The sequence below is a fragment of the Streptococcus sp. SI1 genome (assembly GCF_030439945.1).
In the GTDB taxonomy this organism is placed as follows: domain Bacteria; phylum Bacillota; class Bacilli; order Lactobacillales; family Streptococcaceae; genus Streptococcus; species Streptococcus intermedius.
In genome coordinates this window covers 162,464-188,787 of record NZ_JAQFJE010000003.1, presented here as the reverse complement: position 1 = coordinate 188,787, position 26,324 = coordinate 162,464, and the positions used below count along the sequence as shown (strand labels likewise).

The 26,324-nt window shown below is 37.4% G+C and carries 28 protein-coding genes; 25 read left to right on the top strand and 3 right to left on the bottom strand.

From position 1 onward, the window contains the following. Window positions 1–11 precede the first annotated feature (11 nt). The gene (locus PCY10_RS05160) at window positions 12–647 is read right to left on the bottom strand and encodes a YigZ family protein (RefSeq protein ID WP_020998971.1); all 636 of its coding nucleotides are present in this window, start codon (window positions 645–647) and stop codon (window positions 12–14) included. Between the two features lie 56 nt (window positions 648–703). On the opposite strand from PCY10_RS05160, the gene PCY10_RS05155 reads away from it, so the two are divergent. The 9 genes from PCY10_RS05155 to PCY10_RS05115 all read left to right on the top strand — a co-directional run bounded on the left by PCY10_RS05155 (window position 704) and on the right by PCY10_RS05115 (window position 8,006). Continuing rightward, window positions 704–2,005, top strand: coding sequence for a DEAD/DEAH box helicase (locus tag PCY10_RS05155; RefSeq protein ID WP_301558933.1), 1,302 nt, complete (start codon window positions 704–706; stop codon window positions 2,003–2,005). Beyond that, window positions 2,002–2,667 (top strand): ComF family protein, encoded by a 666-nt coding sequence (locus tag PCY10_RS05150; protein WP_021003033.1) that lies wholly within the window; start codon window positions 2,002–2,004, stop codon window positions 2,665–2,667. Before PCY10_RS05155 ends, PCY10_RS05150 begins: the two co-directional genes overlap by 4 nt. 78 nt (window positions 2,668–2,745) lie before the next feature. Continuing rightward, window positions 2,746–3,288 carry a ribosome-associated translation inhibitor RaiA gene (raiA, locus tag PCY10_RS05145; RefSeq protein WP_003073626.1) on the top strand — a complete coding sequence of 181 codons (543 nt, stop codon included), beginning with the start codon at window positions 2,746–2,748 and terminating at the stop codon, window positions 3,286–3,288. A 198-nt stretch (window positions 3,289–3,486) separates the two neighbouring features. Further along, window positions 3,487–4,026, top strand: a complete 540-nt coding sequence (gene rsmD / locus PCY10_RS05140) for a 16S rRNA (guanine(966)-N(2))-methyltransferase RsmD (protein ID WP_021003032.1) — start codon at window positions 3,487–3,489, stop codon at window positions 4,024–4,026. Next, on the top strand, window positions 4,016–4,513 hold the full coding sequence (gene coaD / locus PCY10_RS05135; protein WP_003078294.1) for a pantetheine-phosphate adenylyltransferase: 498 nt from the start codon (window positions 4,016–4,018) through the stop codon (window positions 4,511–4,513). Before rsmD ends, coaD begins: the two co-directional genes overlap by 11 nt. After that, window positions 4,494–5,549, top strand: a complete 1,056-nt coding sequence (locus PCY10_RS05130) for a SepM family pheromone-processing serine protease (RefSeq protein WP_003073620.1) — start codon at window positions 4,494–4,496, stop codon at window positions 5,547–5,549. The genes coaD and PCY10_RS05130 overlap by 20 nt, the downstream gene beginning before the upstream one ends. A 266-nt stretch (window positions 5,550–5,815) precedes the next feature. Continuing rightward, complete coding sequence (locus PCY10_RS05125; protein WP_004234076.1) at window positions 5,816–6,379, top strand: YutD family protein; 564 nt, start codon at window positions 5,816–5,818, stop codon at window positions 6,377–6,379. 33 nt (window positions 6,380–6,412) lie between these two features. After that, window positions 6,413–7,495 carry a 23S rRNA (adenine(2503)-C(2))-methyltransferase RlmN gene (gene rlmN, locus PCY10_RS05120; protein WP_021003031.1) on the top strand — a complete coding sequence of 361 codons (1,083 nt, stop codon included), beginning with the start codon at window positions 6,413–6,415 and terminating at the stop codon, window positions 7,493–7,495. Next, window positions 7,488–8,006: a VanZ family protein gene (locus PCY10_RS05115; RefSeq protein ID WP_021003030.1), complete on the top strand. Its 519-nt coding sequence runs from the start codon at window positions 7,488–7,490 to the stop codon at window positions 8,004–8,006. Before rlmN ends, PCY10_RS05115 begins: the two co-directional genes overlap by 8 nt. Here PCY10_RS05115 and PCY10_RS05110 read toward each other — a convergent pair. Further along, window positions 7,992–8,675, bottom strand: coding sequence for an A24 family peptidase (locus PCY10_RS05110; protein ID WP_021003029.1), 684 nt, complete (start codon window positions 8,673–8,675; stop codon window positions 7,992–7,994). The genes PCY10_RS05115 and PCY10_RS05110 overlap by 15 nt on opposite strands. A gap of 150 nt (window positions 8,676–8,825) precedes the next feature. Here PCY10_RS05110 and PCY10_RS05105 point away from each other — a divergent pair, with 150 nt between their 5' ends. From PCY10_RS05105 to PCY10_RS05095, 3 genes are all read left to right on the top strand, one after another. Continuing rightward, window positions 8,826–9,353 (top strand): Dps family protein, encoded by a 528-nt coding sequence (locus tag PCY10_RS05105; RefSeq protein WP_021003028.1) that lies wholly within the window; start codon window positions 8,826–8,828, stop codon window positions 9,351–9,353. A gap of 262 nt (window positions 9,354–9,615) precedes the next feature. Next, the gene (locus PCY10_RS05100; protein ID WP_041787497.1) at window positions 9,616–9,840 is read left to right on the top strand and encodes a YqgQ family protein; all 225 of its coding nucleotides are present in this window, start codon (window positions 9,616–9,618) and stop codon (window positions 9,838–9,840) included. Further along, window positions 9,834–10,214 carry a rhodanese-like domain-containing protein gene (locus tag PCY10_RS05095; RefSeq protein ID WP_003078427.1) on the top strand — a complete coding sequence of 127 codons (381 nt, stop codon included), beginning with the start codon at window positions 9,834–9,836 and terminating at the stop codon, window positions 10,212–10,214. The genes PCY10_RS05100 and PCY10_RS05095 overlap by 7 nt, the downstream gene beginning before the upstream one ends. Window positions 10,215–10,234: 20 nt before the next feature. Here PCY10_RS05095 and PCY10_RS05090 read toward each other — a convergent pair whose 3' ends face one another. After that, window positions 10,235–10,960 carry a 16S rRNA pseudouridine(516) synthase gene (locus PCY10_RS05090; protein WP_021003027.1) on the bottom strand — a complete coding sequence of 242 codons (726 nt, stop codon included), beginning with the start codon at window positions 10,958–10,960 and terminating at the stop codon, window positions 10,235–10,237. Between the two features lie 180 nt (window positions 10,961–11,140). Between PCY10_RS05090 and typA the strand changes: the two genes are divergently transcribed. The 13 genes from typA to ileS all read left to right on the top strand — a co-directional run bounded on the left by typA (window position 11,141) and on the right by ileS (window position 25,793). Then, complete coding sequence (gene typA / locus PCY10_RS05085; RefSeq protein WP_021003026.1) at window positions 11,141–12,982, top strand: translational GTPase TypA; 1,842 nt, start codon at window positions 11,141–11,143, stop codon at window positions 12,980–12,982. Between the two features lie 62 nt (window positions 12,983–13,044). Beyond that, window positions 13,045–13,329 carry a DUF3165 family protein gene (locus PCY10_RS05080; RefSeq protein WP_003073594.1) on the top strand — a complete coding sequence of 95 codons (285 nt, stop codon included), beginning with the start codon at window positions 13,045–13,047 and terminating at the stop codon, window positions 13,327–13,329. Window positions 13,330–13,402: 73 nt separating this feature from the next. Beyond that, window positions 13,403–14,755: a UDP-N-acetylmuramoyl-L-alanine--D-glutamate ligase gene (gene murD, locus PCY10_RS05075; RefSeq protein WP_021003025.1), complete on the top strand. Its 1,353-nt coding sequence runs from the start codon at window positions 13,403–13,405 to the stop codon at window positions 14,753–14,755. 1 nt (window position 14,756) lies between these two features. Further along, the gene (locus PCY10_RS05070) at window positions 14,757–15,827 is read left to right on the top strand and encodes a UDP-N-acetylglucosamine--N-acetylmuramyl-(pentapeptide) pyrophosphoryl-undecaprenol N-acetylglucosamine transferase (RefSeq protein ID WP_021003024.1); all 1,071 of its coding nucleotides are present in this window, start codon (window positions 14,757–14,759) and stop codon (window positions 15,825–15,827) included. Continuing rightward, entirely contained in the window at window positions 15,824–16,873 is a 1,050-nt protein-coding gene (locus PCY10_RS05065; protein ID WP_021003023.1) for an FtsQ-type POTRA domain-containing protein, read from the top strand. The genes PCY10_RS05070 and PCY10_RS05065 overlap by 4 nt, the downstream gene beginning before the upstream one ends. A gap of 122 nt (window positions 16,874–16,995) precedes the next feature. Continuing rightward, window positions 16,996–18,381, top strand: coding sequence for a cell division protein FtsA (gene ftsA / locus PCY10_RS05060; RefSeq protein ID WP_003073587.1), 1,386 nt, complete (start codon window positions 16,996–16,998; stop codon window positions 18,379–18,381). 17 nt (window positions 18,382–18,398) lie between these two features. Beyond that, window positions 18,399–19,673: a cell division protein FtsZ gene (gene ftsZ / locus PCY10_RS05055; protein WP_003073584.1), complete on the top strand. Its 1,275-nt coding sequence runs from the start codon at window positions 18,399–18,401 to the stop codon at window positions 19,671–19,673. A 1-nt stretch (window position 19,674) separates the two neighbouring features. Then, complete coding sequence (locus PCY10_RS05050; protein ID WP_020998959.1) at window positions 19,675–20,346, top strand: YggS family pyridoxal phosphate-dependent enzyme; 672 nt, start codon at window positions 19,675–19,677, stop codon at window positions 20,344–20,346. Between the two features lie 9 nt (window positions 20,347–20,355). Then, the gene (locus tag PCY10_RS05045) at window positions 20,356–20,901 is read left to right on the top strand and encodes a cell division protein SepF (protein WP_021003022.1); all 546 of its coding nucleotides are present in this window, start codon (window positions 20,356–20,358) and stop codon (window positions 20,899–20,901) included. 4 nt (window positions 20,902–20,905) lie between these two features. After that, a complete protein-coding gene (locus PCY10_RS05040; protein ID WP_003033872.1) occupies window positions 20,906–21,169 on the top strand; it encodes a YggT family protein in 264 nt (87 codons plus the stop codon). Between the two features lie 3 nt (window positions 21,170–21,172). Next, window positions 21,173–21,964, top strand: a complete 792-nt coding sequence (locus PCY10_RS05035; protein WP_021003021.1) for a YlmH/Sll1252 family protein — start codon at window positions 21,173–21,175, stop codon at window positions 21,962–21,964. 9 nt (window positions 21,965–21,973) lie between these two features. Further along, complete coding sequence (locus tag PCY10_RS05030) at window positions 21,974–22,735, top strand: DivIVA domain-containing protein (RefSeq protein WP_021003020.1); 762 nt, start codon at window positions 21,974–21,976, stop codon at window positions 22,733–22,735. A gap of 265 nt (window positions 22,736–23,000) precedes the next feature. Continuing rightward, entirely contained in the window at window positions 23,001–25,793 is a 2,793-nt protein-coding gene (gene ileS, locus PCY10_RS05025; RefSeq protein WP_021003019.1) for an isoleucine--tRNA ligase, read from the top strand. The last annotated feature ends 531 nt before the right edge of the window (window positions 25,794–26,324 follow it).

Here is a 26,324-nt window from a genome sequence, read left to right as displayed (position 1 = left end):
TATGTTAATCGTTAGGATGAAGGTACCGGAACTTCGACTTTCCGCAACCCTTGATCAGTAATGTCGACTTTTCCATTAAACAACTCAATCAACTCCTCTATAACGCTGTCCTTATCATCTTTATCAACAAAAATGGTTGTTTGGACTTGTTCTGTAAAGGATGTATCTTGTTCTTGTAAATGGTTAGCTTTAAGAAAATTGGGTAATTCTTGATATTGACTGTAAGAGAGAGCGATTCTCAGCCCAAGCTGTTCTTTTATATGGACGATCCCGATTTCTTTGATAGCTAAAGCAACGTTGCTGCTATACGCCCGAATAAGACCTCCTGCCCCTAGCTTGATACCACCAAAATAGCGTGTCACGACAGCACAGACATTAGTTAGTTGCTGATTTTCTAAAACGCCTAACATAGGTACACCAGCAGTCCCACTTGGTTCTCCATCATCGCTACTTCGCTTCATTTCACTCCGCTCTCCTAATATAAAGGCAGAGCAGTTATGAGTAGCTTTGTAGTGTTCTTTTTTGACATCCTGAATAAAATTTCGTGCTTCGTCCTCTGTTGTTACACGCTTGATGTGACAAATAAAGCGCGATTTTTTGATTTCTTCTTGGATTTGTCCGTCCTCTTTGATTGTTCTAAACTCCATATCTTCATTTTACAAAAAAATTTGTATTTTGCCAAAATTTTTCCGAATAAATAGATATGATAGAATTACAAGACTGTTTAGGTCGTATCTTTACAAGAAGCCAATTACCATTAGGATTGCAGCAACAAGCTCAAACATTGTCGGGAATGATAGAAAAAAAGGGGAAATTATGGTGCAATCGTTGTGGACAAGTAGTTCATAAAGAAAAACAGCAACTACCAATAGGTGCTTATTATTGCAGGCCATGCGTGCGATTAGGAAGGGTCAGAAGTGATGAAAAACTCTACTATTTTCCACAGGCAGAGTTCCCAAAAACGAATGTTTTGAAATGGGAAGGAAGGTTAACAGATTACCAAGCTAAGGTTTCTCAAGGTCTTGTAGAGGCAGTTGCCAAACAAAAAAATAGCCTGGTTCATGCTGTCACAGGAGCAGGAAAAACAGAAATGATCTATCAAGTGGTGGCACAAGTTATCAATGAAGGTGGTGCAGTTTGCTTGGCTAGCCCTCGAATTGATGTCTGTCTAGAACTACATCGCAGATTGCAAGAAGATTTTAGTTGTGATATTTCACTCCTGCACGGTGAATCAGAAGTTTATTTTCGCAGTCCTCTTGTGATTGCCACAACGCATCAGCTTCTCAAATTTTACCGAGCATTTGATTTTCTTATTGTTGACGAGGTGGATGCCTTTCCTTATGTGGATAATCCGATGCTTTACCATGCCGTTGCACAATCAGTAAAAGAGAAAAGTACTATAATTTTTCTAACTGCAACCTCTACAGATGAGCTGGATAAAAAAGTTAGCAAGGGAGAGTTGAACCGCTTAAGTCTCCCTAGACGTTTTCATGGTAACCCTTTAATTGTTCCTCAAAAAGTTTGGTTGGAAAATTTTCAAAAATACTTGAATCAAAAAAAGCTAGTTCCTAAGTTGGAACAATTTGTTAAAAAGCAAAGAAAAACAGGTTTTCCTCTTCTCATTTTTGCTTCTGAGATTAAAAGAGGACAAGAATTGGCAGAGGTTCTCCAAAGTTATTTTTCCAGTGAGAACGTTGGCTTTGTAGCCTCAACGACTGAAAATCGACTCGATATTGTAGAGAAATTTCGACAAAAAGAAATTACAATTTTAGTAACAACGACAATTTTAGAACGTGGTGTGACTTTTCCTTGTGTAGATGTTTTTGTGGTGGAGGCTAACCACCGTTTGTTTAGTCGCAGTGCTCTGGTACAAATAGCTGGACGCGTTGGTCGCAGTATGGATCGTCCGACAGGTGAGCTACTCTTTTTTCATGATGGGACCAATTTTGCTATTGAACGAGCTATTCAGGAAATTAAGGCGATGAATCAGGAGGCTGGTTTATGAATGTATGTGTTTTATGTGACAATTCTCTTGGCGAAAAACTGACATTTTGTGATTTATTGTCCTTGACTAAGCCAAAAATAAGGGCTTGTGATGCCTGCTTTGACAAATTTCAGCGTATTTCAGAGCAGCATTGTCCTAAGTGTTATCGGGATGGAACAAGTGAAATCTGTGTAGATTGCCAAGTATGGCTGGAAAAAGGAAAAGAAGTTTCTCATAAAAGTTGTTTTGTTTATAATGAAGCTATGAAAGACTTCTTTAGTCAATATAAATTTCAAGGAGATTATGCTCTTTATTCTGTATTTACAGAGATTTTGCAAAAAGAATTAAAAGCCTATAGCGATTATACACTTGTTCCTATTCCTGTAAGTAGTGAAAAGTACCAGAAGCGAGGCTTCAACCAAGTAACAGCTCTCCTTGAGGGGACAAAGTTGCCGTTTAGAGAAATTTTAGAAAAGTATGATACGATTGCTCAATCAAGTAAGACAAGAAAGGAGCGTTTGCAAAGTCAGCAGTGTTTTAAACTGAAAGGCAGTGTTCAGCCTCCGACAAAAGTTCTTTTGCTAGATGACATTTATACGACTGGCTCAACCCTACAGTTAGCAAAGGAAATTTTAGTGGAAGCGGGAGTGAAAGAAATTATGACATTTTCATTGGCAAGGTAACGAAAAATTTGCAAAAAAAGAATGAAAGCGTTATAATAAAGTAAAGAAAAACAAAATGCTTAGAAAGAAGGTACTTATATGATTAAATATAGTATCCGTGGTGAGAACCTAGAAGTAACAGAAGCTCTTCGTGATTATGTAGTTTCTAAACTTGAAAAAATCGAGAAATATTTCCAAGCTGATCAAGAATTGGATGCGCGTGTAAACTTGAAAGTATATCGTGAAAAGACAGCTAAGGTTGAAGTAACTATCCCCCTTGGTTCGATCACTCTTCGGGCAGAAGATGTTTCTCAAGATATGTATGGTTCTATTGACTTGGTAACAGATAAAATTGAACGCCAAATTCGTAAAAATAAAACAAAAATTGAACGTAAAAACCGTAATAAAAAATCAACTAGCCAGTTGTTTACAGATGCCGTTGTTGAAGAAGTGGAAACTGCGCCTGCAAAGGTCGTTCGTTCGAAACAAATTGACTTGAAACCAATGGATTTAGAAGAAGCTCTTCTTCAAATGGATTTATTGGGACATGACTTTTTCATCTATACTGATGTAGAAGATAACACAACCAATGTTCTGTATCGTCGTGAAGATGGAGATATTGGTTTGCTAGAAGTAAGATAAGCAATAATCAATCCTCTGGTTTTATATCAGAGGATTTTCATTTGGTTTACAATCTGCTTAAGGAGGCTGTAAAAATATATTGAGAATTAGTCTATTTGACTTACAATCAAAACGTTGAACAGAAAAAAATAAATGACCTACAGCTATCACAGAAGAAAAACTGATACATTCTTTAGAGATTTTGTTATAATATTCTTTATGAGAGTTGTAGCAGGGAAATATGGGGGACGTCCTCTCAAAACGCTAGCAGGTAAAACGACTAGACCAACGACAGATAAGGTTAAGGGAGCCATTTTTAATATGATTGGTCCTTATTTTGACGGAGGACGAGTGTTGGACTTGTATGCAGGCAGCGGCAGTTTAGCGATTGAAGCTATTTCGCGAGGAATGACTTCCGCCATTTTGGTTGAAAAAGATCGCAGAGCGCAAGCTATTATTAACCAAAATCTCAAGATGACTAGGGAAGAAGAACGATTTGAACTGCTTAAAATGGAGGCTAACCAATCGCTTGAGCGCATTACAGGACATTTTGATCTAGTTCTGTTGGATCCGCCTTATGCAAAAGAACAGATTGTTACAGATATTGAAAAAATGGCTGAACGAGAGCTTCTAAGCAATGATGCATTAATTGTTTGTGAAACAGATAAGTCGGTGGATTTACCGAAAGAAATTGCAAGGTTAGGCATCTGGAAGCAGAAAATATATGGAATTTCAAAGGTAACGGTATATGTCAAATAAAATTGGATTATTTGCGGGTTCTTTTGACCCGATTACAAAAGGACATGTGGATTTGATTGAGCGAGCGAGTAAACTCTTTGACAGCCTTTATGTTGGTGTTTTTTATAATCTTGAAAAAAAGAGTTTTTTCAGTATTGAAGCAAAAGAAAAAATGGTTATAGATGCTCTATCTCATTTGGAGAATGTAAACATTGTTACTTCTCATGACGAATTGGCAGTGGAAGTGGCGAGAAAGTTAGGAGTAACAACTTTTGTGCGGGGGCTACGAAATGGTCAAGATTTGGAATATGAGAGAAATCTTAATTTTTTCAATTATGAATTGGCACCTGAACTGGACACCATTTTTTTGATGAGTAAGCCAAATTATCAACATATCAGCTCGTCAAGGATTCGTGAATTGATTGCTTTTGAGCAGGATATTTCAAAGTATGTGCCCGAAATTGTCGTAAAGGAGTTAAAGAAACAAGATGAAAAAAACAAGAAATAAATTTAAAAAATGGCCGATAGTATTTGTGGTAGGGTTGGTCCTTCTTTTTATCTCTTTTGTAGTTCCTCTGCCTTATTATATTGAAGTACCAGGTAGTGCAGCAGACGTCCGTCAGGTTTTGCGTGTGGATAACAAAGAAGATAAGGAAAAAGGTTCTTACAATTTTGTGACAGTTGGGATTCAGCATGCTACCTTTGCTCATTTAGTTTATGCTTGGCTGACCCCTTTTACAGATATTTATTCAGCGAAAGATTTGACTGGCGGAACTTCCGATAAAGAATATATGCGAATCAATCAATTTTATATGGAAACATCACAAAACTTAGCCAAATATCAAGGGTTAAAAAAAGCAGGAAAGGATATCAGCCTGAAATATTTGGGCGTCTATGTGTTACAAGTTACCAAAAACTCAACCTTTAAGGGCATTTTAAATATTGCAGATACTGTGACAGGTGTGAATGATAAGACTTTTAGTAGTTCAAAAGACTTGATTGATTATGTAGGTTCACAGAAGATTGGTAGTAAGGTAAAAGTAAATTATGTTGAAGACGGTCAGAAAAAATCTGCTATAGGTAAAATCATCAAACTTGAAAATGGGAAAAATGGAATTGGTATTAGCTTGATTGACCGGACAGAGGTTACGAGTAGTATACCGATTGAATTCTCAACTGCGGGAATTGGCGGACCAAGTGCGGGCTTGATGTTTAGTTTGGCAATTTATACACAGATTGCTGAACCAACATTAAGAGACGGTAGAAATATTGCTGGTACGGGCTCAATTGACCGTGAAGGAAAAGTTGGCGATATTGGAGGCATTGATAAAAAGGTGGTCTCAGCAGCCAAAAATGGTGCAGAAATTTTCTTTGCACCAAATAATCCAGTCACCAAAGAAGCTAAAAAAGCCAATTCTAAAGCGAAAACAAATTATGAAACAGCTTTGGAAGCTGCTAAAAAAATTAAAACCAAAATGAAAATTGTACCTGTCAAGAACTTGCAAGATGCTATTGATTACCTCAAACGCACCAAGAAATCTTAAAAATGAAGAAAACTAAAAGAACCAGTTGGCAATACAAGGCTGAGACGAAGGTTTTCAGTTTCAAAGAATACAATGCAATAGTTGAGTAATTTCTAATGTGTTGAGGCTATCAGCTTTTACAGATTTACTCAAATTTGTGGGAGTGGGACAAAATCGATTTCTGTCTTACTCCCTTTCCTATTTCCATATTTCAACTATCAAAAACACTTCTTTTTATGGTAAAATAATGTAAGATAAGTAAATAACGTTTTTTATAAAGGATAACTATGCGAAAAGAAATTGCACCTGAATTATATAATTACAATAAATTTCCTGGGCCAGAATTTCGGCAAATAGGAACAAAAGTGTTGACTGAGACAATCGAATTTGACTTAGTGGATAACTACAAGGAAGGCTTTGACGTTACAGCTTTTAATCAGCGTTTTTCCAATATTTTAACAAAATTTGATTATATTGTTGGTGACTGGGGGAACGAGCAGCTACGTTTGCGTGGATTTTATAAAGATGACAAGGCAAATGAAAGCGAGGAAAAAATCAGTCGCTTAGAAGATTATTTGTTAGAATACTGCAATTATGGCTGTGCTTATTTTGTTTTGGAAAATTTGAAACCGCGTCGAGCGTCCTTTGATAAAAAATCTCACCACAAAAAAGAAAATGAGATAAAACCACGCCGTTCTAAGCAAGCTCGTTTCCGTAAAGAGCAGGAACAACCTAAACGTGAAAATCGTCAGCGTAGCAGACGTCAAAATCAAAAACAAAAAGCAAGAAGAACAAGTGAAGAGAAGCAACAGACAAACAATCAGCATCATTTTGTCATTCGGCAAAAATAATAGAGGCTGAGAACGGAAACGAAGAGGAAGAAAATGAAACCATCAATTTATAGTTTGACTCGTCAGGATTTGATAGATTGGATAGAAAGTAAGGGAGAAAAGAAATTTAGAGCCACTCAAATTTGGGAGTGGCTCTATCGCAAACGGGTTCAATCTTTCACAGAAATGACTAATATTTCAAAGGATTTGTTAACAAAATTGGATGATGAATTTGTCGTTAATCCGCTGGAGCAACGAATTATACAGGAATCAGCAGACGGGACAGTGAAGTATCTGTTTGAACTACCCGATGGTATGCTGATTGAAACTGTTTTGATGCGTCAACATTATGGGCTTTCAGTTTGTGTAACCACTCAGGTGGGCTGTAACATTGGCTGTACATTTTGTGCTAGTGGACTAATTAAAAAGCAGCGTGACTTGAATAACGGAGAAATTATGTCTCAGATTATGTTGGTACAAAAATATTTTGATGAGAGAGGACGAGGTGAGCGAGTTAGTCATATTGTGGTCATGGGGATTGGAGAGCCTTTTGATAACTATGACAATGTTCTCAAATTTGTGCGAACTGTCAATGATGACAAAGGGCTAGCCATTGGTGCTCGTCACATTACTGTTTCTACTTCAGGATTAGCGCATAAAATTCGTGATTTTGCAAATGAAGGAGTGCAGGTTAATTTAGCAGTTTCTCTTCATGCTCCTAATAATGATTTGCGTTCCAGCATTATGAAAATTAATCGTGCTTTTCCGATTGAAAAATTATTTGCGGCGATTGAATATTATATTGAAACGACCAACCGCCGAGTGACTTTTGAATACATTATGTTAAATAAAGTCAATGACGGAGTAGAGCAGGCACTGGAATTGGCTGAATTGCTCAAAAACATCAAGAAATTATCTTATGTCAACTTAATCCCCTATAATCCTGTTAGTGAACATGATCAATACAGTCGTAGTCCCAAGGAGCGTGTAATGGCTTTTTATGACACTTTGAAAAAGAATGGGGTCAATTGTGTTGTCCGTCAAGAACATGGCACTGATATTGATGCAGCTTGTGGTCAATTGCGGTCAAATACCATGAAGCAAGACAAAGAAAAAACTCTTACTAACCATGCTTAAGAATAGTCATCTGTTGAAATCGGACGGTGAATTAACTGTTAAGAGCCGTGCTTTTCTTATTTCGGGAATTATTTTCTACACTATCTTATTGTGCCTCATGTGTTTTCTTCCTCAAGTGCCAGAAAAAGGAATGGAGACGCCTGGAATTCAGCACTTTGGTCGTCTCGTAGTTCTCCTTATTCCTTTCAATTCTTTTGTTAATCTTGGACAAATTACATCTCTCCTTCAATTAGTTAAGGTTTTTGCACAAAATGTAATGAATGTTTTTTTGCTCAGCCCGTTGATTTTTCAACTGCTTTGGCTTTTTCCTAAGTTTCGGAGGACTAAACGCGTGCTCGTTGTTAGTTTCGCAATGAGCCTTTTTATTGAATGCACGCAGATGTTGCTAGATTTTTTGATTGATGCCAATCGTGTTTTTGAAATAGATGATTTATGGACAAATACATTAGGTGGTTATATCGCTTTTCTGTTTTATAAATTTTTTTTAAAGCAGTTGTTAAATAAGGCATAAAATATTTTGGTGGAAAACAACGAATTTTATCAAAATCAGAATGCTGCTAGCACCAAAAAGACAGGGAATAAATGCTAACCTGTCTTTTCTTGACTTTAAACAAAAAAGGAACAGGCCGATGATGCTGGAAATTTGAAGAACAAGGAGAACTTCTGTGAGATTAAAAATCGCTGAACAGGATGCTAGAAAAAGAAAATCTCCCGCTCCAATGCGCAAATCAATGAAATGAGTTAAAATTCCAAGGGCTAAAAAAATAGCCATCAAAAGATTGAAACCAGTTAAAAAGAGAAGAAGGACATGTGAAAATAGCCAAATAAGCAGAGGATACTCTTGATGTCTCTGATCATAAAGGGATAAGGTCATCCCAGATACAAGCAGGATGAGCTGGTTGATGTTTAGATAGCCTAAAGACGTTACAAGAAAGAGACAACCACCAGTTAGTTCTAGGAGAATGTAGCGGATGGGAATTTTTTCACCACAAAAGCGACAACGTAGACGATTGATGAGTTGTGAGAGGATAGGGACTAAATCACGTGGAGTTAATTTTTGTCCACAAGTATTGCAATGACTGGAAGGGACGATAATAGATTGTTCAGGAAAGCGATCAACGACCAGTCCTAAAAAGGAAGCTACAATACTTCCAACTAAGAAAAAATAAAAATGAATCATACTTTTTTATTCGTAAATTATTCTAAAAAATTGCAACTTCTCTAATAAAAGAAATTTATGAGTTCAATTAGTTGACTTTCTTATTTAGAAACATTATAATTAAATCATAACAAAAATTAGAATCATTCTAAATAAAAGTGAGGTAATGATATGATTGATGTAAAAAACGATGCAGCTAAAGATGTTGCAACTTTCTCAAATGTTGAGACTTTGAATAAGTCTCTTCCAAAAACAAAAGCAGTATTGAATCAAGCGGTAGCAGATTTATACACTGCTCGTATTGCTCTTCACCAAGTACATTGGTATATGCGTGGAGCAGGTTTCATGGTTTGGCATCCTAAGATGGATGAATATATGGAAAACTTGGATACAACATTGGATGAAGTGAGTGAACGTTTGATTACTCTAGGCGGAACTCCATATTCAACGTTGAGTGAATTTATTCAACACAGTAATATTGAAGAAAAAGAAGGAAAATTCAGTAAGAGTGTAGAAGAAAGTTTGGAACGTGTTATCGAAATTTTCCGTTACTTGGTGAAGCTTTACCAAGAAGCTTTGGATGCAACAGATGAAGAAGGAGACGATGTTACGAACGATATTTTTGTTGGTGCCAAAGCCGATTTGGAAAAGAACATTTGGATGTTGACAGCAGAAATTGGACAAGTTCCAGGATTGTAAATAGAATTTTGAAAGTAGAAAATAAATTAAAAAAATTTTTTAGAGTTTAAGATAAGTTTAAGGAGATAGCGTTATACTAATACCATCAGATGAAGACCTCCTAACTTTATTTGATAAAATCCTAAACTTTTCTTTTTCATAATAATCTCCCTATAAGAGCCACCTAATTGGTGGCTTTTTTTCTATTCTGATCAAAATATGAGACAAATACGGACTTCTTTTTACCTTGAAATGCTCTTAAAATTCTGGTAAAATAAGGCTCATGAAAACACTTTATGATGTGCAGCAATACCTCAAAAGTTTTGGCATTATTATCTATATGGGTAAACGCTTGTATGATATTGAAATGATGAAAATTGAGCTAGAGAGGATTTACGATGCAGGCTTGATAGAAAAACTAGACTATCTAGAAGCTGAAAGTATCTTACAAAGAGAGCATCGAATAGAGCTGCAATATTTGAAAAAGAACGAGGAGAAAAAATGTTAAACTGGATTTTATTAGCAATTATTGTTGGAATGTTAGGATGGATGGGCTTTAACTATGTGCGCGTTCGTCGCGCTGCTAAAGTGGTAGACAATGCAGAATTCAGTAACAGGGTTCGGCAAGGTCAGTTGATTGATTTGCGAGACCCAACCGATTTTCGTCGCAAACATATTTTAGGGGCACGAAATATTCCGTCCCAGCAATTAAAAACAAGCTTAGGAGCGATTCGCAAAGACAAGGCTGTTTTACTATATGAAAATAGTCGGGGACAACGTGTGATGAATGCAGCTATCTTATTGAAAAAGGAAGGTTATAAGGATATTTACATCCTCTCTGCAGGACTAGATGGTTGGAAAGGAAAAGTTAAAAGTGAGTAATCTAAAAGGATTGCTCACTTTTAATAGCTTTTTTCTAAATATTGTTTTACTTTTTCGAGTTCTGTTTGGTTCAGCGCTCGGTATTCTCCTGCTGCTAAGTTTTGGTCCAATTCAAAAGCTCCGAAATGAGTCCGTTTAAGAGAAAGAACTTTGACACCGACAGTCAAAAACATTTTTTTGATTTGATGAAATTTTCCCTCAGAAATAGTGACTGTCGCAGTACTTTTGTTTGGAGTAGAAGAATGAATTGTAAGTAGAGCTGGTTTACAAATAGTTCCATCAAGAAAAACAATCCCTTTTTGAAAGGCTTTTATCATCTGGTTATCTAGGAGACCGTTCACTTCAACCTCATATGTTTTTGCGATGTGGTATTGAGGATGTAGTAGTTGAAAACCGAGAGGTCCGTTGTCGGTTATTAACAATAGTCCAGAAGTATCTCGATCAAGTCGCCCAACAGAATATAGGTGTTCATTGAAGTCTTCAGGTCTGATGAGATCCAGAACGGTTTGGTGTTTCCTATCAGAGTTAGCAGTCACAACACCAGGTGGCTTATTCATCATAAAATATTGATGTGAATTGATGAAGATAGGTTGTTTCTTTATTGTAATCGTCTGCAAGCCAGTATCAACATTTTGACTAAGTTTTCGAGCAGGAGAATGATCCACCAAAATTTCCTTTTTCAGAAGGGCCTGTTTCATTTTTTTACGGCTGACGTGGACCCGAGATAATAGAACATCTAAACGCATATCATTTCCTTTGAATTTTTTCTTATCATACCATAATTTTTTGTGATAAGAAATGGAAATATAATTGAAGAAGATTGATTTTTTAATGAAAACATTTACACCTGGTTTAACCGTGTTTTTTACCTCAATCTGTGATATAATTGTTCAGTTAGAAATAAAACATAAGATGTAGAGGACAAAATGATAAAATTAAGAGAAGACATTCGCAATATCGCTATTATTGCTCACGTTGACCACGGGAAAACAACCTTGGTTGATGAGTTGCTTAAGCAATCTCATACATTGGATGAGCGTAAAGAGTTGCAAGAACGAGCAATGGACTCCAACGATCTTGAAAAGGAACGCGGGATTACCATTCTCGCCAAGAATACAGCTGTTGCCTATAATAGTGTTCGCATCAATATTATGGATACGCCAGGACACGCGGACTTTGGTGGAGAAGTTGAGCGAATCATGAAAATGGTTGATGGGGTTGTTCTAGTTGTTGATGCTTATGAAGGAACTATGCCACAAACTCGCTTTGTGTTGAAAAAAGCTTTAGAACAAGATCTTGTACCAATTGTAGTAGTAAATAAGATTGATAAACCATCAGCTCGTCCAGCGGAAGTCGTGGATGAAGTTCTTGAACTTTTCATTGAACTTGGTGCTGATGATGACCAATTAGATTTCCCAGTTGTTTATGCTTCAGCTATTAATGGGACATCTTCTATGTCAGATGATCCAGCTGACCAAGAACACACTATGGCGCCACTTTTTGATACAATTATTGATCATATCCCAGCACCAGTTGATAACTCAGATGAGCCCCTCCAATTTCAGGTTTCTCTTTTGGATTATAATGACTTTGTAGGGCGGATTGGGATTGGCCGTGTTTTCCGCGGGACTGTGAAAGTTGGTGACCAAGTTACTCTTTCTAAATTAGACGATACAACGAAAAATTTCCGTGTTACCAAGCTATTTGGTTTCTTTGGGCTAGAACGTCGTGAAATTGACGAAGCCAAAGCGGGTGATTTGATTGCAGTATCTGGTATGGAAGATATTTTTGTTGGTGAAACCATTACTCCGACGGATGTGGTAGAACCATTGCCGATTCTCCATATTGATGAACCAACGCTTCAAATGACTTTCTTGGTGAACAATTCTCCATTTGCTGGTCGTGAAGGGAAATGGGTAACATCTCGGAAAGTTGAAGAACGCTTGCAGGCTGAATTGCAAACGGATGTTTCGCTTCGTGTGGATCCGACTGACTCGCCAGATAAATGGATTGTATCAGGCCGTGGGGAATTGCACTTATCCATCCTGATTGAAACCATGCGTCGTGAAGGTTATGAGCTGCAAGTATCTCGCCCAGAAGTTATCGTCAAAGAAATAGATGGAGTACAATGTGAGCCATTTGAGCGTGTGCAAATTGATACACCTGAAGAGTATCAAGGATCTGTTATTCAAACCTTATCTGAGCGTAAGGGGGAAATGCTAGATATGGTATCGACAGGAAATGGACAGACTCGTTTGATTTTTCTTGTTCCTGCTCGTGGTTTAATTGGATACTCAACTGAGTTTCTTTCTATGACGCGTGGTTACGGGATTATGAACCATACTTTTGACCAATACTTACCGTTGATTCCAGGTGAAATTGGTGGACGGCGTCGCGGAGCTCTCGTTTCGATTGATACAGGAAAAGCAACGACCTATTCAATTATGTCTATTGAGGAACGTGGAACCATTTTTGTCAATCCAGGTACAGAAGTTTATGAAGGAATGATTATTGGTGAAAATTCACGTGAAAATGACTTGACGGTCAATATTACAAAGGCAAAACAAATGACTAATGTACGTTCTGCAACGAAAGATCAAACAGCAGTTATTAAAACACCTCGTATTTTGACATTAGAAGAGTCACTCGAATTCTTGAATGATGACGAATATATGGAAGTAACACCAGAGTCTATTCGCTTGAGAAAACAAATTCTTGACAAAAATCAACGTGCTAAAGCTGTTAAAAAGAAAAAATCAGCTGAATAATAAAAAAGCTAGTTACTTTGTTACTAATATATCAAAGGGTGGATAGGATAGAAAGGAGCAGAATGTTTTATTTAATCTTTGGGATTCTCATTCTATTATTTTACATTTTTGCTGCTCCACAGAGTATTAAAGGAACTTTAAATATAGTAACTTTAGTGATTGCCTTTGTAGCTTTTATCATTTTATTGGGGTTGGCAGTGTTTCAGATTTTTCAATTACCATCTGAATTTTTTATAGGAATTGCAATGATTGGTATAGCATATTTTTCGTTACGTGATATTTCAAAATTATCACAAAAAGATAAAAAAATATCGTTTCGCTCAAAACTTCGTAACAGACAAGAATAAAAAGCCATAAAGGCTTTTTTATTTTCTGAAAAAAAGGTAAAATAGATAAGAAGAATAAAAAAAGAGGCGTGTTATGAAACACATTACAAATTTTACAAATAAGAAAGTTTTAGTTTTAGGTTTAGCCAAGTCTGGTGAATCTGCTGCTCGTTTACTAGATAAGCTAGGAGCGATTGTGACGGTGAATGATGGAAAGCCATTTGAGGAAAACCCTGCGGCACAATCCCTCTTAGAAGAAGGAATTAAAGTTGTAACAGGGGGACATCCGTTAGAGCTTTTGGACGAAGACTTTGAGTTGATGGTTAAAAACCCTGGCATTCGATATGATAATCCTATGGTAGTGAGAGCATTGGAAAAGAAAATTTCAGTTATAACTGAAGTTGAACTGGCATATCTGATTTCAGAAGCTCCAATCATAGGGATTACTGGTTCTAATGGGAAAACAACAACCACCACGATGATTGCAGAGGTTCTAACTGCTGCTGGACAAAATGGTTTACGTTCTGGTAATATTGGTTTTCCAGCTAGTCAAGTTGCAACAACTGCAACAAGAAATGACACTTTGGTCATGGAACTATCCTCTTTCCAGCTCATGGGAATTGAAACTTTTCATCCAGAAATTGCAGTAATTACCAATCTGATGCCAACTCATATTGATTATCATGGCTCTTTTGAAAATTATGTGGCTGCTAAATGGAATTTACAAAAAAATATGACAAAATCTGATTTTCTCGTATTGAATTTCAACCAAACTTTAGCGAAAGACTTAGCTGCTAAGACACAGGCGACTGTTGTACCCTTTTCAACGACGGAAGAGGTAGACGGTGCATATCTCGAAGGGAACATCTTGACATTTCGTGGTGAGCCGATAATGGCAGCAGATGAGCTTGGTGTGCCGGGCAGTCATAATATTGAAAATGCTCTTGTAACTATTGCAGTTACGAAATTATGTGGTATTGAAAATCAAGTTATCAAAGAAACATTGGCAGGTTTTGGGGGTGTCAAACACCGTCTTCAATATGTTGATGAAATCAATCATGTTAAATTCTATAACGATAGTAAGTCTACAAATATTCTAGCAACACAAAAAGCCCTATCTGGTTTTGAGAATAGCAAGGTGATCTTGATTGCTGGTGGTTTAGATCGTGGGAATGAATTTGACGAATTGATACCAGATATTCAAGGACTGAAAAAAATGGTTATCCTGGGAGAATCTTCAGCGCGTATTAAGAGAGCTGCAGACAAAGCAGGTGTTGACTATATTGATGCCGAAAGTATCAAGGATGCAACACGAAAAGCTTTTGATGAAGCCCAAACAGGTGATATTGTTCTTCTTAGTCCAGCAAATGCTAGCTGGGATATGTACCCCAATTTTGAAGTTCGTGGTGATGAGTTTATTAAAACAGTTGAAGAATTAAAGGGTTAAAATGAAAAAGATTATATTTACAGGTGGAGGAACGGTTGGTCATGTGACTCTAAACCTTTTGCTCATTCCAAAATTTCTAGAAGCCGGCTGGCAAGTTCACTATATTGGTGATAAGCACGGAATTGAATACCAAGAAATCAAGAAGTCGGGTTTGGATATCACATTTCATTCTATAGCAACAGGGAAATTACGTCGCTATTTTTCTTGGCAAAATATGTTGGACGTTTTCAAAGTGACTTGGGGTATTTTACAATCCTTAGGGATTATGTTAACAGTACGTCCGCAAGTTCTCTTTTCTAAAGGTGGTTTTGTCTCTGTTCCTCCAGTCATTGCAGCACGTTTATCTGGGGTACCAGTTTATGTACATGAATCTGACCTCTCTATTGGGCTAGCCAACAAAATTGCCTACAGATGTGCTACAAAAATGTATTCTACTTTTGAACAGGCTCATAGTTTGACCAAAATTGAACATATAGGAGCTGTGACAAAAGTAGGAGCAAAAGAAATTATTTCGACTGAACAACTTCAAAGGATTCAGCAACATTTTGACGAAAATCTTCCGACCCTTCTGTTTGTTGGTGGATCGGCTGGTGCTAAGGTCTTTAATGATTTTGTAACGGAAAACAAAATAGAATTAACCCAGCACTACAATGTTATCAATTTATCAGGAGATGCTCATTTAGATGAATTATCCAATCATCTCTATCGGATTGCCTATGTGACAGAGCTCTATCAACCTTTGATGAATTTAGCAGACATCGTTATCACACGCGGGGGCTCGAATACCATTTTTGAGTTATTGGCCATGGCAAAACTCCATGTGATTGTTCCTTTAGGACGTGAAGCAAGTCGTGGAGATCAAATTGAAAATGCAGATTATTTTGTGAAAAAAGGTTATGCTAAAAAGTTGGATGAACCCAAATTGAACTTAGAAAATCTGCAAAAAGTGATTACCGAATTGCTTGGACAGAAGGAATTATATGAGCAAACAATGAAACAGTCTCATGAAATAAAATCTTTAGATGAATTTTATAACCTTTTAAATAACGACATAAATAAAGGAAAACAATGACAAAGAAGAAGCAAAAGGAACAGAAAGATAACGGAACAGAAAACCTTTCTGAGTGGCAAAAACGAAACAAGGAATACCTTGAAAAAAAAGCTCAAGAAGAGGCTGAAAAAGAGAAAGAGCTGGCAGAACAAAAAAAACAGCATTTGCTGAATTATGAGAAATTGGATACAGATGAAGAAGAGGCAAAGCCAGAAGAAACATCTGATATTCAAGAGGCTGAATCAGAGGAAACGGAAGAACCTACCGAGACAGAGTTCTCTGAGGAGGAGCAAGATAAGTCTCTTGAAAACGAGAACTTGAAAAAAGAGGAAAAGTCGGAGGCCAAACAAACAAAACGTGAAGCAAAAGAAAAAATTGCTCTTCGTCACGTTTACCGCGCTTTTCCAGTCTTATTTTTCAGTTCTATTTTGCTGATTTTAGCTGTTTATTTTATAAGCCCTTACTCAAAATTGAAAAATATAGAGGTGACGGGGAATAAACACCTTTCAAAAACAGAGGTTTTGGCAGCTTCTAGCATTCAAAAAAATGACTACACCTTGACAACCTATTTGAGTCAAAAAGCTCATGCTAAAAATATCAAATTGTCGAGCTTATGGGTTGAAAAAGCAGAAATAGTATATCAGTTTCCTGTTACATTCAAAATTAAAGTGACAGAGTATAGAGTTGTCGCTTATGATTATTCTGGGGAGCAGTATTTCCCAGTATTATCTAGCGGGGAAGAAATTTCTAGTCCGGTTAAGAAATCGCAGTTGCCAAAAAGTTATATACGCCTTGATTTTTCAGATAAAGCGATGCTTAAGAAATTTGTGCAACAATTATCGGGTATTTCTGATACAATTAAATCAGAAATTCAAACAGTTCAGCATACACCAAGTAAAGCAACTGAGGATTTGCTGACAATCACTATGACAGATGGAAATAAAGTTCTAGTTCCGCTGTCAGAAGTAGCTAAAAAATTACCTTACTATGAAAAAATTAAACCACAATTGACGGAAACAAGTGTCGTGGATATGGAAGTTGGAATATTTAGCTATCGAATTAGCTAAAATAATACAGAAAATCTAACCACTTTTTAATTTTTTATGTTATAATATGCTTTGAATAACTATACTTTTTTGATAGTTAAATTGATAAGTGAGAAACTTGGTAGACAGAGAGGAATGGTCTAATGGCTAGAGATGGCTTTTTTACAGGATTAGATATCGGAACAAGCTCCATTAAGGTCTTGGTAGCAGAACACGTAAACAATGAATTGAACGTAATTGGAGTCAGTAATGCGAAAAGTGCTGGCGTAAAAGATGGTATCATTGTAGATATAGAGGCAGCAGCAAGTGCTATAAAATCTGCAATTTCGCAAGCTGAGGAAAAAGCAGGGATTTCAATTAAGTTGGTGAACGTTGGCTTGCCTGCTAACTTGTTGCAGATTGAACCAACGCAAGGTATGATTCCTGTAACAAGTGAAACAAAAGAAATTACAGATGCAGATGTTGAAAATGTTGTAAGATCTGCTTTGACAAAAAGCATGACCCCAGACCGCGAAGTCATTACGTTTATTCCTGAAGAATTCATTGTAGATGGCTTCCAAGGTATTCGTGATCCTCGAGGAATGATGGGGATTCGTTTAGAAATGCGTGGACTTCTCTATACAGGACCACGTACCATTCTTCACAATTTACGAAAAACAGTTGAGCGTGCTGGGGTTCAGGTAGAAAATATTATTATTTCTCCACTTGCTATGACCAAGTCTGTTTTAAATGAAGGTGAGCGTGAATTTGGTGCGACTGTTATTGATATGGGTGGTGGGCAAACAACTGTTGCCTCTGTCCGCAACCAAGAGCTACAATTCACAAACATTTATCAAGAAGGTGGCGAATATGTCACAAAAGACATTTCAAAAGTTTTAAAAACTTCTAAGAAGCTGGCAGAGAGTTTGAAGTTTAACTACGGAGAAGTTTATGTACCAGCTGCTAGCAATGAGACTTTCCAAGTGGAAGTGATTGGGGAAGTGGAGCCAGTTGAAGTAACAGAGCGTTATTTAGCAGAAATTATTTCAGCACGCGTTAAACATATCTTCGAACAAGCCAAACAAGATTTAGAGAGAAGGCACTTATTAGATTTGCCAGGTGGAATTGTTATTATCGGTGGTGGTGCCATTTTGCCAGGTGTGGTAGAATTAGCACAAGAAGTTTTCGGTGTTCCTGTTAAACTATACGTACCAAATCAAATCGGTATCCGCAATCCAGCTTTTGCTCATGTCATTAGCTTGTCAGAATATGCGGGAAACTTATCTGAAGTGGATGTTCTAGCACAGGCTGCCGTTCATGGGGATGAGCTCCTGCGACATCAGCCAGTTGAATTTTCTCGTTCAATGCAACAAAGTCAGTCGTTCAATCCATTGCAACGATTTACGCAACCGCAACAACCAACTCCGGCCTTGGTTGATGAAACAGAAGAACAAGTTGAACGTCCTGAACCACTTCCAACACAATCTCAACAACCAAAAGAAAAATTGACAGATCGTGTTCGAAATCTACTTGGTAATATGTTTGATTAAAGGAGAAGTAATACATTATGACATTTTCATTTGATACAGCTGCAGCACAAGGAGCAGTGATTAAAGTTATTGGTATCGGTGGTGGTGGCGGTAATGCCATTAACCGGATGATTGATGAAGGGGTATCGGGTGTTGAATTTATCGCTGCCAATACAGATGTACAAGCTCTTACTGGCTCGAAAGCAGAAACGGTTATTCAGCTTGGACCAAAATTGACTCGTGGTCTTGGTGCTGGCGGGCAGCCTGAAATTGGTCGTAAGGCAGCTGAAGAGAGCGAAGAAGTATTGACAGAAGCTCTCACAGGAGCAGATATGGTCTTTATCACTGCTGGTATGGGTGGTGGTTCTGGTACAGGTGCTGCACCAGTAATTGCTCGTATTGCAAAAGGTCTTGGCGCTTTGACTGTTGCAGTTGTTACTCGTCCATTTGGATTTGAAGGAAGTAAACGTGGTAACTTTGCGATTGAAGGGATCAACGAACTTCGTGAGCATGTAGATACGCTTCTTATCATTTCAAACAATAATTTGCTTGAAATTGTTGATAAGAAAACTCCTCTTCTTGAAGCTTTGAGCGAAGCGGACAATGTCCTTCGTCAAGGTGTACAAGGAATTACAGACTTGATTACAAGTCCGGGACTTATCAATCTTGATTTTGCCGACGTGAAAACCGTTATGGCAAATAAAGGTGATGCTCTTATGGGAATCGGGATTGGTAATGGTGAAGAACGTGTTATTGAAGCTGCACGTAAGGCTATTTATTCACCCCTTCTTGAAACAACGATTGATGGAGCTGAAGATGTCATCATTAACGTTACGGGTGGCATTGATATGACGCTGATTGAAGCAGAAGAAGCATCAGAAATTGTTAATCAAGCAGCTGGTCATGGTGTGAATATCTGGCTAGGAACATCTATTGATGACAGTATGAAAGATGAAATTCGTGTAACAGTTGTTGCAACGGGTGTTCGTCAAGAACAAATTGATCGAGTGAGTGGTGTTCGTCCAGTTGCTCAACAAAATTCTTATTCAACTGCAATTCGTGAAAATCGTAATTCTCGAGGAACTCAAGGCTACGATCGCAACTTTGACTTGACCGAAAATCTTGAAGTACCAAAGCCAAGCCATCAACGAGCAGAAAGCCCAAAAGTTTCAGCATTTGGTGATTGGGATTTGCGTCGTGAAAATATTGTTCGGTCAACAGAAACGAATACTGCACCAGCTGTAGAACGTTATGAAGATACTAGTTCTGATGACGATGAATTAGAAACACCACCATTCTTTAAAAACCGTTAAAATGGATTTAGAAAAGAATACATCTCAAATTTTGGAGAATGTAGCACAGGTTACACAACAAGTTAATCGCTCAGAAAAATCAGTAGAAGTAATAGCTGTCACCAAATATGTTGACAGCTCTACTGCTAAAGAACTGATTAAAGCAGGAATTCATCATATTGGTGAAAATCGAGTAGATAAGTTTCTAGATAAATATCAGGCTCTAAAAGATGAACAGGTAACTTGGCACTTAATTGGTACACTCCAAAGGCGAAAAGTGAAAGATGTCATTAACTATGTAGACTATTTCCATGCCTTGGATTCAGTAAAATTAGCTCAAGAAATCAACAAAAGAGCAGAACATATTATTAAGTGCTTTTTACAAGTAAATATTTCCAAAGAAGCTAGTAAACACGGTTTTACTGTAGAGGAAATTGCTACTATTTTACCTGAGCTAGAAAAACTTGAAAAGATTCAGATTGTTGGTTTGATGACAATGGCACCATTTGAAGCGAATGAGGCTGAATTAAATGCTATTTTCCAACAAGCCAATCAATTACAAAAAAGATTACAACGTAAACAAATATCCAATATGCCTTTTACTGATTTAAGTATGGGAATGAGCCGCGATTATGCAATAGCCATTGCAAATGGTTCGACTTTTGTCAGAATTGGTACCGCATTTTTTAAATAGGAAAGTATTATGTCTCTTAAAGATAGATTTGATAAATTCATTGATTACTTTACAGAAGATGGTGAAGACGCAAGCGTTCAAACGCCAGAGTTGCCGCCGCGTGTGAGCAATCAATCTGTAACACCTACCCAAGAAAGAACAGTACATACAGCGAGTAGTTCTGCACAATCTTCTACAAAGTCAGGAAGAAATGAGAACATCACTCGTCTTCATGCGCGCCAGCAAGAGTTGGCACAACATCGAACAATTTCAGATGATAAAGTGACAATCAATGTTCGCTATCCAAGAAAATATGAAGAAACAACTGAAATTGTTGATTTGTTAATTGTTAATGAGAGTATTTTGATTGACTTTCAGTATATGACAGAAGTGCAAGCTCGTCGTTGCTTGGATTATTTGGATGGTGCTCGTTATGTGCTTGCGGGAAGCATAAAAAAAGTTGCGAGTACAATGTATCTCTTAACGCCAATTAATGTCGTTGTAAATGTCGAGGACTTAAAATTACCAGATGATTTGCAAAATGGCGAATTTGATTTTGATATGAAGCGTAGATAACAACATGGTTTGGATCGTAAATATACTTTATAATTTAGTAAGATTGTATTCATTCATTTTAGTAGTGTATGCTCTCTTATCATGGTTTCCGGGTGCCTATCAAACTTCATTTGGTCAGTTGATCTTGCGAATAGTGGAGCCTGTTTTAAAACCATTCCAACGTTTTAACTTACAGTTCGCTGGAATTGATTGGACAGTTCTTGTCGTTATTTTTCTTCTGAATTTTGTTTCCGGCATCATTTTGAATGCCCTTTTGCTTTTAGCTTGATTCATGAAGAATACAAAACATTTATATCAACATTTTATAGAAGAAGATCGTGAATTTGTTGATAAAAGTTTAGAACAGATGCAGCGAGTTGAAGATTCTTATGCTTTTGAAGTAACTTCGTTTGTAAATCCACATCAAGTTGAGATTTTACGAAATCTTGGAAATCATTTGCAATTGCAAATATTTTCAAGCTCGGATTTTTATACAAGTGAATTTGCTAAAGTTATTATTGCTCCTCTCTACTATGAGTTGCAATTAAGTGATTTTGAAATGGATCTATTAGAAATCAATTATGCGAATAAATTTTACCAGCTGACCCACTCGCAGATAATGGGAACGTTATTGAATCAATTAGGAATTGAGCGTAAGGTTTTTGGTGATATTCTTGTTGCTTCTGGTAGAGCCCAATTGATGGTAGATAGGAAATTTACTCAATTCTTTATTGATCACATCTCAAAGATAGCAAAAACACCTGTAAAATTAAAACAAGTTGATTTTTCGCAACAAATAGCCACTCAGATAGATTCGAAACTAATAGATGTACTTGTTTCTAGTATGCGTTTGGATAAGGTAGTGGCTGTCTCATTTCGTTTATCACGAAGCGTTGCAGTTCGTCTGATCGTAACAAAGCAAGTCAAGGTAAATTATTCTATAGTGGATAATCCTAGCCATCATTTGATGTTAAATGACTTGATTAGTGTACGAGGATATGGGAGAGTAAGAGTTTTAAGAGAAAATGGTTTTTCAAAAAACGGAAAGTATAAATTGACTGTTGAATTATTATCTAGTAAATAAGGAGAAAAAATGGCTATTACATCATTAGAAATTAAAGATAAAGCTTTTGCTCATAAATTTAGAGGATATGATATTGATGAAGTGGATGAATTTCTTGACATCATTGTCCAAGATTATGAAGATCTAGTTCGTATCAATCATGAACAAGAGTCAAAAATTAAAAATCTAGAAGAACGCTTAACCTATTTTGATGAGATGAAGGATTCCCTTAGTCAGTCTGTATTGATTGCGCAAGATACGGCAGAACGTGTCAAACAAGCGGCGAGTGATCGTTCTGAAAATATTGTTCACAAGGCTGAACAAGCAGCCCAACATTTGTTGGATGAAGCAAAATACAAGGCTAATGAAATTCTTCGTCAAGCGACAGATAATGCTAAGAAAGTGGCTATTGAAACAGAAGAGTTGAAGAATAAGACACGGGTCTTCCATCAACGGTTAAAATCAACCATTGAAAGTCAACTAAGCATTGTGAATTCTTCAGAATGGGAAGAAATTCTTCGTCCAACAGCTACGTATTTGCAGACAAGCGATGAAGCCTTTAAAGAAGTTGTTCAGTCTGCCTTAGGTGAGGTCGTGACAACCCCAGAAGAAGATGAAGCAGACGTGACACGTCAATTCTCTCCAGAAGAAATGGAAGAGTTGCAAAGACGTATTGAAGAGGCAAATCGTGAATTGACAGATGCACAAGCATTTGAAACCTTAGATGAGTCTGTTTTAGGTCTGAATCTAACCAATGATGAGGCTTCGACAGAACCTGTAGATATTTTATAAGAAAAAAAGTAAAAACAAGATACTGACAAAATATTCGCAGCGAGCAGGTGATGGTGAGAGACCTGTAATTCCTTTTGTTGGGATTATCATTTTACAAACTTAGGTCTGAAAATAGTAAGATTTAACGGTTGACTCACGTTACGAGTAAGAGGGATAAGGACTATTGTTTTTATCTGAATGAAGGTGGTACCACGAATTTTCGTCCTTTGGATGAATTTGTGGTTTTTTTATTTTAATATGTTACTAATATGAAAAAGGAGAACTTATGAAATTAAAGGAAACTCTTAATCTTGGAAAAACAGCTTTTCCAATGCGTGCTGGTTTACCGAATAAAGAACCTGTTTGGCAAAAAGAATGGGAAGATGCAAAGTTGTATCAACGCCGTCAAGAATTGAATGAAGGGAAACCGCATTTCACACTTCATGATGGACCTCCGTATGCAAACGGAAATATCCATGTTGGTCATGCTATGAATAAGATCTCAAAAGATATTATTGTGCGTTCAAAATCAATGTCTGGCTATTATGCACCTTACATTCCAGGTTGGGATACTCATGGCCTTCCAATTGAGCAAGTCCTGGCAAAACAAGGTGTGAAACGAAAAGAAATGGATTTGGCGGAATATTTAAAGCTTTGTCGTGATTATGCACTGAGTCAAGTGGATAAACAACGTGAAGATTTCAAACGCCTAGGTGTCTCAGGTGACTGGGAACATCCATATGTTACCTTGACTCCAGATTATGAAGCTGCTCAAATTCGTGTTTTTGGAGAAATGGCGAAAAAAGGCTATATCTATCGTGGTGCGAAACCAGTTTACTGGTCTTGGTCATCTGAATCAGCCCTGGCTGAAGCAGAGATTGAATACCATGATTTGGTTTCAACTTCACTTTACTACGCCAACAAAGTCAAAGATGGAAAAGGCGTTCTAGACACAGATACTTACATTGTCGTATGGACAACAACTCCATTCACTGTCACAGCTTCTCGTGGGTTGACAGTGGGTGCAGATATTGATTATGTTTTGGTACAGCCAGCAGGTGAAACTCGCAAGTTTATTGTAGCGTCTGAATTGTTAAATAGCTTATCTGAGAAATTTGGCTGGATTGATGTTCAAGTGTTGGCTACTTACCGTGGTCAAGAGTTGAACCACATCGTGACGGAACACCCGTGGGATATTGAAGTAGAAGAACTTGTCATCCTTGGTGACCATGTTACAACAGATTCTGGTACTGGTATTGTCCATACAGCACCAGGCTTTGGTGAGGACGACTATAATGTCGGTGTTGCCAATGGCTTGGAAGTGTTTGTCACTGTTAATGAACGCGGTATCATGATGGAAAATGCTGGTCCTGACTTTGAAGGCCAATTCTATGACAAGGTTGCACCAACTGTTATTGAGAAACTTGGTGACTTGCTCCTTGCTCAAGAAGAAATCTCTCACTCTTACCCATTTGACTGGCGTACGAAAAAACCAATCATCTGGCGTGCCGTACCACAGTGGTTTGCATCTGTATCAAAATTCCGTCAAGAAATCCTGGATGAGATTGACAAGGTTAAATTCCATTCAGAATGGGGGAAGGTACGTCTCTATAATATGATTCGTGACCGTGGCGACTGGGTTATCTCTCGTCAACGTGCTTGGGGAGTGCCACTTCCAATCTTCTATGCGGAGGATGGGACACCGATTATGACAGAAGAAACGATTGAGCATGTGGCGGAACTTTTCGCTGTTCATGGTTCGATTGTTTGGTGGCAACGGGAAGCGAAAGACTTACTTCCAGAAGGATTTACTCATCCAGGATCACCGAATGGTATATTCACTAAAGAAACAGATATTATGGATGTGTGGTTTGATTCAGGTTCTTCTTGGAATGGTGTGGTGGTCAATCGTCCTGAATTGACTTATCCTGCTGACCTTTATCTTGAAGGGTCAGACCAGTATCGTGGTTGGTTCAACTCATCACTTATCACATCGGTTGCCAACCATGGTGTAGCCCCTTACAAACAAATTCTTTCACAAGGATTTGCTTTGGACGGTAAAGGCGAGAAAATGTCGAAGTCTCTCGGCAACACGATTGCTCCAAGTGATGTTGAAAAACAATTTGGTGCGGAAATCTTGCGGCTCTGGGTAACGAGTGTAGACTCCAGTAACGACGTTCGTATCTCTATGGATATTTTGAGCCAAGTTTCTGAAACTTACCGTAAGATTCGCAATACCCTCCGTTTCTTGATTGCCAATACATCTGACTTCAATCCGAAAGAAGATACTGTTGCTTACGATGATCTTCGATCCGTTGATAAATATATGACTGTTCGTTTTAATCAACTTATTAAGACCATTCGTAAAGCTTATGCGGACTTTGAATTTTTAGATATTTACAAAGCGATTGTAAACTTTGTGACAGTTGATTTATCAGCTTTCTATCTTGATTTTGCAAAAGATGTTGTTTACATTGAAGCAGCAAAATCATTAGAACGTCGTCAAATGCAAACCGTCTTTTATGATATTCTAGTAAACATTACAAAATTATTGACTCCTATTCTTCCACATACAGCAGAAGAAATTTGGTCTTACTTGGATCACGAGCCAGAAGAGTTTGTTCAGTTAGCAGAATTACCAGACGCACAGACTTTCCCTAATGAGGAAGAACTATTGGATACTTGGACAACCTTTATGAACTTCCGCAGTCAAGCTCAGAAAGCTTTGGAAGAAGCACGTAATGAAAAGGTTATTGGAAAATCCTTGGAAGCTCATTTAACGGTTTATCCAAATGAAGTAGTGAGAACATTGCTTGAAGCGATTAATAGTGATGTTGCTCAACTTCTCATTGTTTCCGAATTAACAATTGCAGATGAAATAGCTCCGGAAAATGCGGTTGCTTTCGAGGATGTAGCTTTTACGGTTGAGCGCGCAGCTGGTCAAGTTTGTGAACGTTGCCGTCGAGTAGATGAAACAGTCAAAGAACGCAGTTATCATGCAGTTATTTGTGACCACTGTGCAGAAATCGTTGAAGAACATTTTGCGCAAGTGCTTGCAGAAGGATTTGAAAATAAATAATTACAAATGAGTTGGACAGAAATCAAGATTCTCATAGAAACTGGATTTCGTTGTCCTGCTTCGCACAGTTGAGTAGGGCTGTAAAAGTTGATTTATCAACGTATTAGATCCTACTCAATCACTGCATCTTGTAATTATAATTATAGAAATAAAGAAAGCTGAACTCTTTTGAACGGTACTCTAAAAGTTAGACATAAAATTTTGGGGTGCCGTTCATTCTTTTGTCTCAGCTTTTTTTGTTTTTAAAGCTGCAATTACAGCTGATGCATATTATATTGATTTCATTGAGAATTTTCTAATTTCTTAAAAATAATCCCTAATTGGAAGAGTTCAGAAGGAGTCAGATCTTTCGTAACAGACTAAATAGAAATCGTTTCAAATCCAATCAATCAGTTGTAGAGTAGGGCTCTCTTTGTCATAGGGAAAGCGCTTTAAATTTCTAGTTTGGAGAGTTTATTTTCTTTACGGTAAATCCTTTTTTTCATTCATTTTTTAAGGAAATGTCTCAGTGCTGCTTTATTAATTTTTGCT

Bases quoted from the DNA above. Each gene is read 5' to 3' on its own strand.
- PCY10_RS05160 (WP_020998971.1), bottom strand. From the start codon at position 647: ATGGAGTTTAGAACAATCAAAGAGGACGGACAAATCCAAGAAGAAATC.
- PCY10_RS05155 (WP_301558933.1), top strand. From the start codon at position 704: ATGATAGAATTACAAGACTGTTTAGGTCGTATCTTTACAAGAAGCCAA.
- PCY10_RS05150 (WP_021003033.1), top strand. From the start codon at position 2,002: ATGAATGTATGTGTTTTATGTGACAATTCTCTTGGCGAAAAACTGACA.
- raiA (WP_003073626.1), top strand. From the start codon at position 2,746: ATGATTAAATATAGTATCCGTGGTGAGAACCTAGAAGTAACAGAAGCT.
- rsmD (WP_021003032.1), top strand. From the start codon at position 3,487: ATGAGAGTTGTAGCAGGGAAATATGGGGGACGTCCTCTCAAAACGCTA.
- coaD (WP_003078294.1), top strand. From the start codon at position 4,016: ATGTCAAATAAAATTGGATTATTTGCGGGTTCTTTTGACCCGATTACA.
- PCY10_RS05130 (WP_003073620.1), top strand. From the start codon at position 4,494: ATGAAAAAAACAAGAAATAAATTTAAAAAATGGCCGATAGTATTTGTG.
- PCY10_RS05125 (WP_004234076.1), top strand. From the start codon at position 5,816: ATGCGAAAAGAAATTGCACCTGAATTATATAATTACAATAAATTTCCT.
- rlmN (WP_021003031.1), top strand. From the start codon at position 6,413: ATGAAACCATCAATTTATAGTTTGACTCGTCAGGATTTGATAGATTGG.
- PCY10_RS05115 (WP_021003030.1), top strand. From the start codon at position 7,488: ATGCTTAAGAATAGTCATCTGTTGAAATCGGACGGTGAATTAACTGTT.
- PCY10_RS05110 (WP_021003029.1), bottom strand. From the start codon at position 8,675: ATGATTCATTTTTATTTTTTCTTAGTTGGAAGTATTGTAGCTTCCTTT.
- PCY10_RS05105 (WP_021003028.1), top strand. From the start codon at position 8,826: ATGATTGATGTAAAAAACGATGCAGCTAAAGATGTTGCAACTTTCTCA.
- PCY10_RS05100 (WP_041787497.1), top strand. From the start codon at position 9,616: ATGAAAACACTTTATGATGTGCAGCAATACCTCAAAAGTTTTGGCATT.
- PCY10_RS05095 (WP_003078427.1), top strand. From the start codon at position 9,834: ATGTTAAACTGGATTTTATTAGCAATTATTGTTGGAATGTTAGGATGG.
- PCY10_RS05090 (WP_021003027.1), bottom strand. From the start codon at position 10,960: ATGCGTTTAGATGTTCTATTATCTCGGGTCCACGTCAGCCGTAAAAAA.
- typA (WP_021003026.1), top strand. From the start codon at position 11,141: ATGATAAAATTAAGAGAAGACATTCGCAATATCGCTATTATTGCTCAC.
- PCY10_RS05080 (WP_003073594.1), top strand. From the start codon at position 13,045: ATGTTTTATTTAATCTTTGGGATTCTCATTCTATTATTTTACATTTTT.
- murD (WP_021003025.1), top strand. From the start codon at position 13,403: ATGAAACACATTACAAATTTTACAAATAAGAAAGTTTTAGTTTTAGGT.
- PCY10_RS05070 (WP_021003024.1), top strand. From the start codon at position 14,757: ATGAAAAAGATTATATTTACAGGTGGAGGAACGGTTGGTCATGTGACT.
- PCY10_RS05065 (WP_021003023.1), top strand. From the start codon at position 15,824: ATGACAAAGAAGAAGCAAAAGGAACAGAAAGATAACGGAACAGAAAAC.
- ftsA (WP_003073587.1), top strand. From the start codon at position 16,996: ATGGCTAGAGATGGCTTTTTTACAGGATTAGATATCGGAACAAGCTCC.
- ftsZ (WP_003073584.1), top strand. From the start codon at position 18,399: ATGACATTTTCATTTGATACAGCTGCAGCACAAGGAGCAGTGATTAAA.
- PCY10_RS05050 (WP_020998959.1), top strand. From the start codon at position 19,675: ATGGATTTAGAAAAGAATACATCTCAAATTTTGGAGAATGTAGCACAG.
- PCY10_RS05045 (WP_021003022.1), top strand. From the start codon at position 20,356: ATGTCTCTTAAAGATAGATTTGATAAATTCATTGATTACTTTACAGAA.
- PCY10_RS05040 (WP_003033872.1), top strand. From the start codon at position 20,906: ATGGTTTGGATCGTAAATATACTTTATAATTTAGTAAGATTGTATTCA.
- PCY10_RS05035 (WP_021003021.1), top strand. From the start codon at position 21,173: ATGAAGAATACAAAACATTTATATCAACATTTTATAGAAGAAGATCGT.
- PCY10_RS05030 (WP_021003020.1), top strand. From the start codon at position 21,974: ATGGCTATTACATCATTAGAAATTAAAGATAAAGCTTTTGCTCATAAA.
- ileS (WP_021003019.1), top strand. From the start codon at position 23,001: ATGAAATTAAAGGAAACTCTTAATCTTGGAAAAACAGCTTTTCCAATG.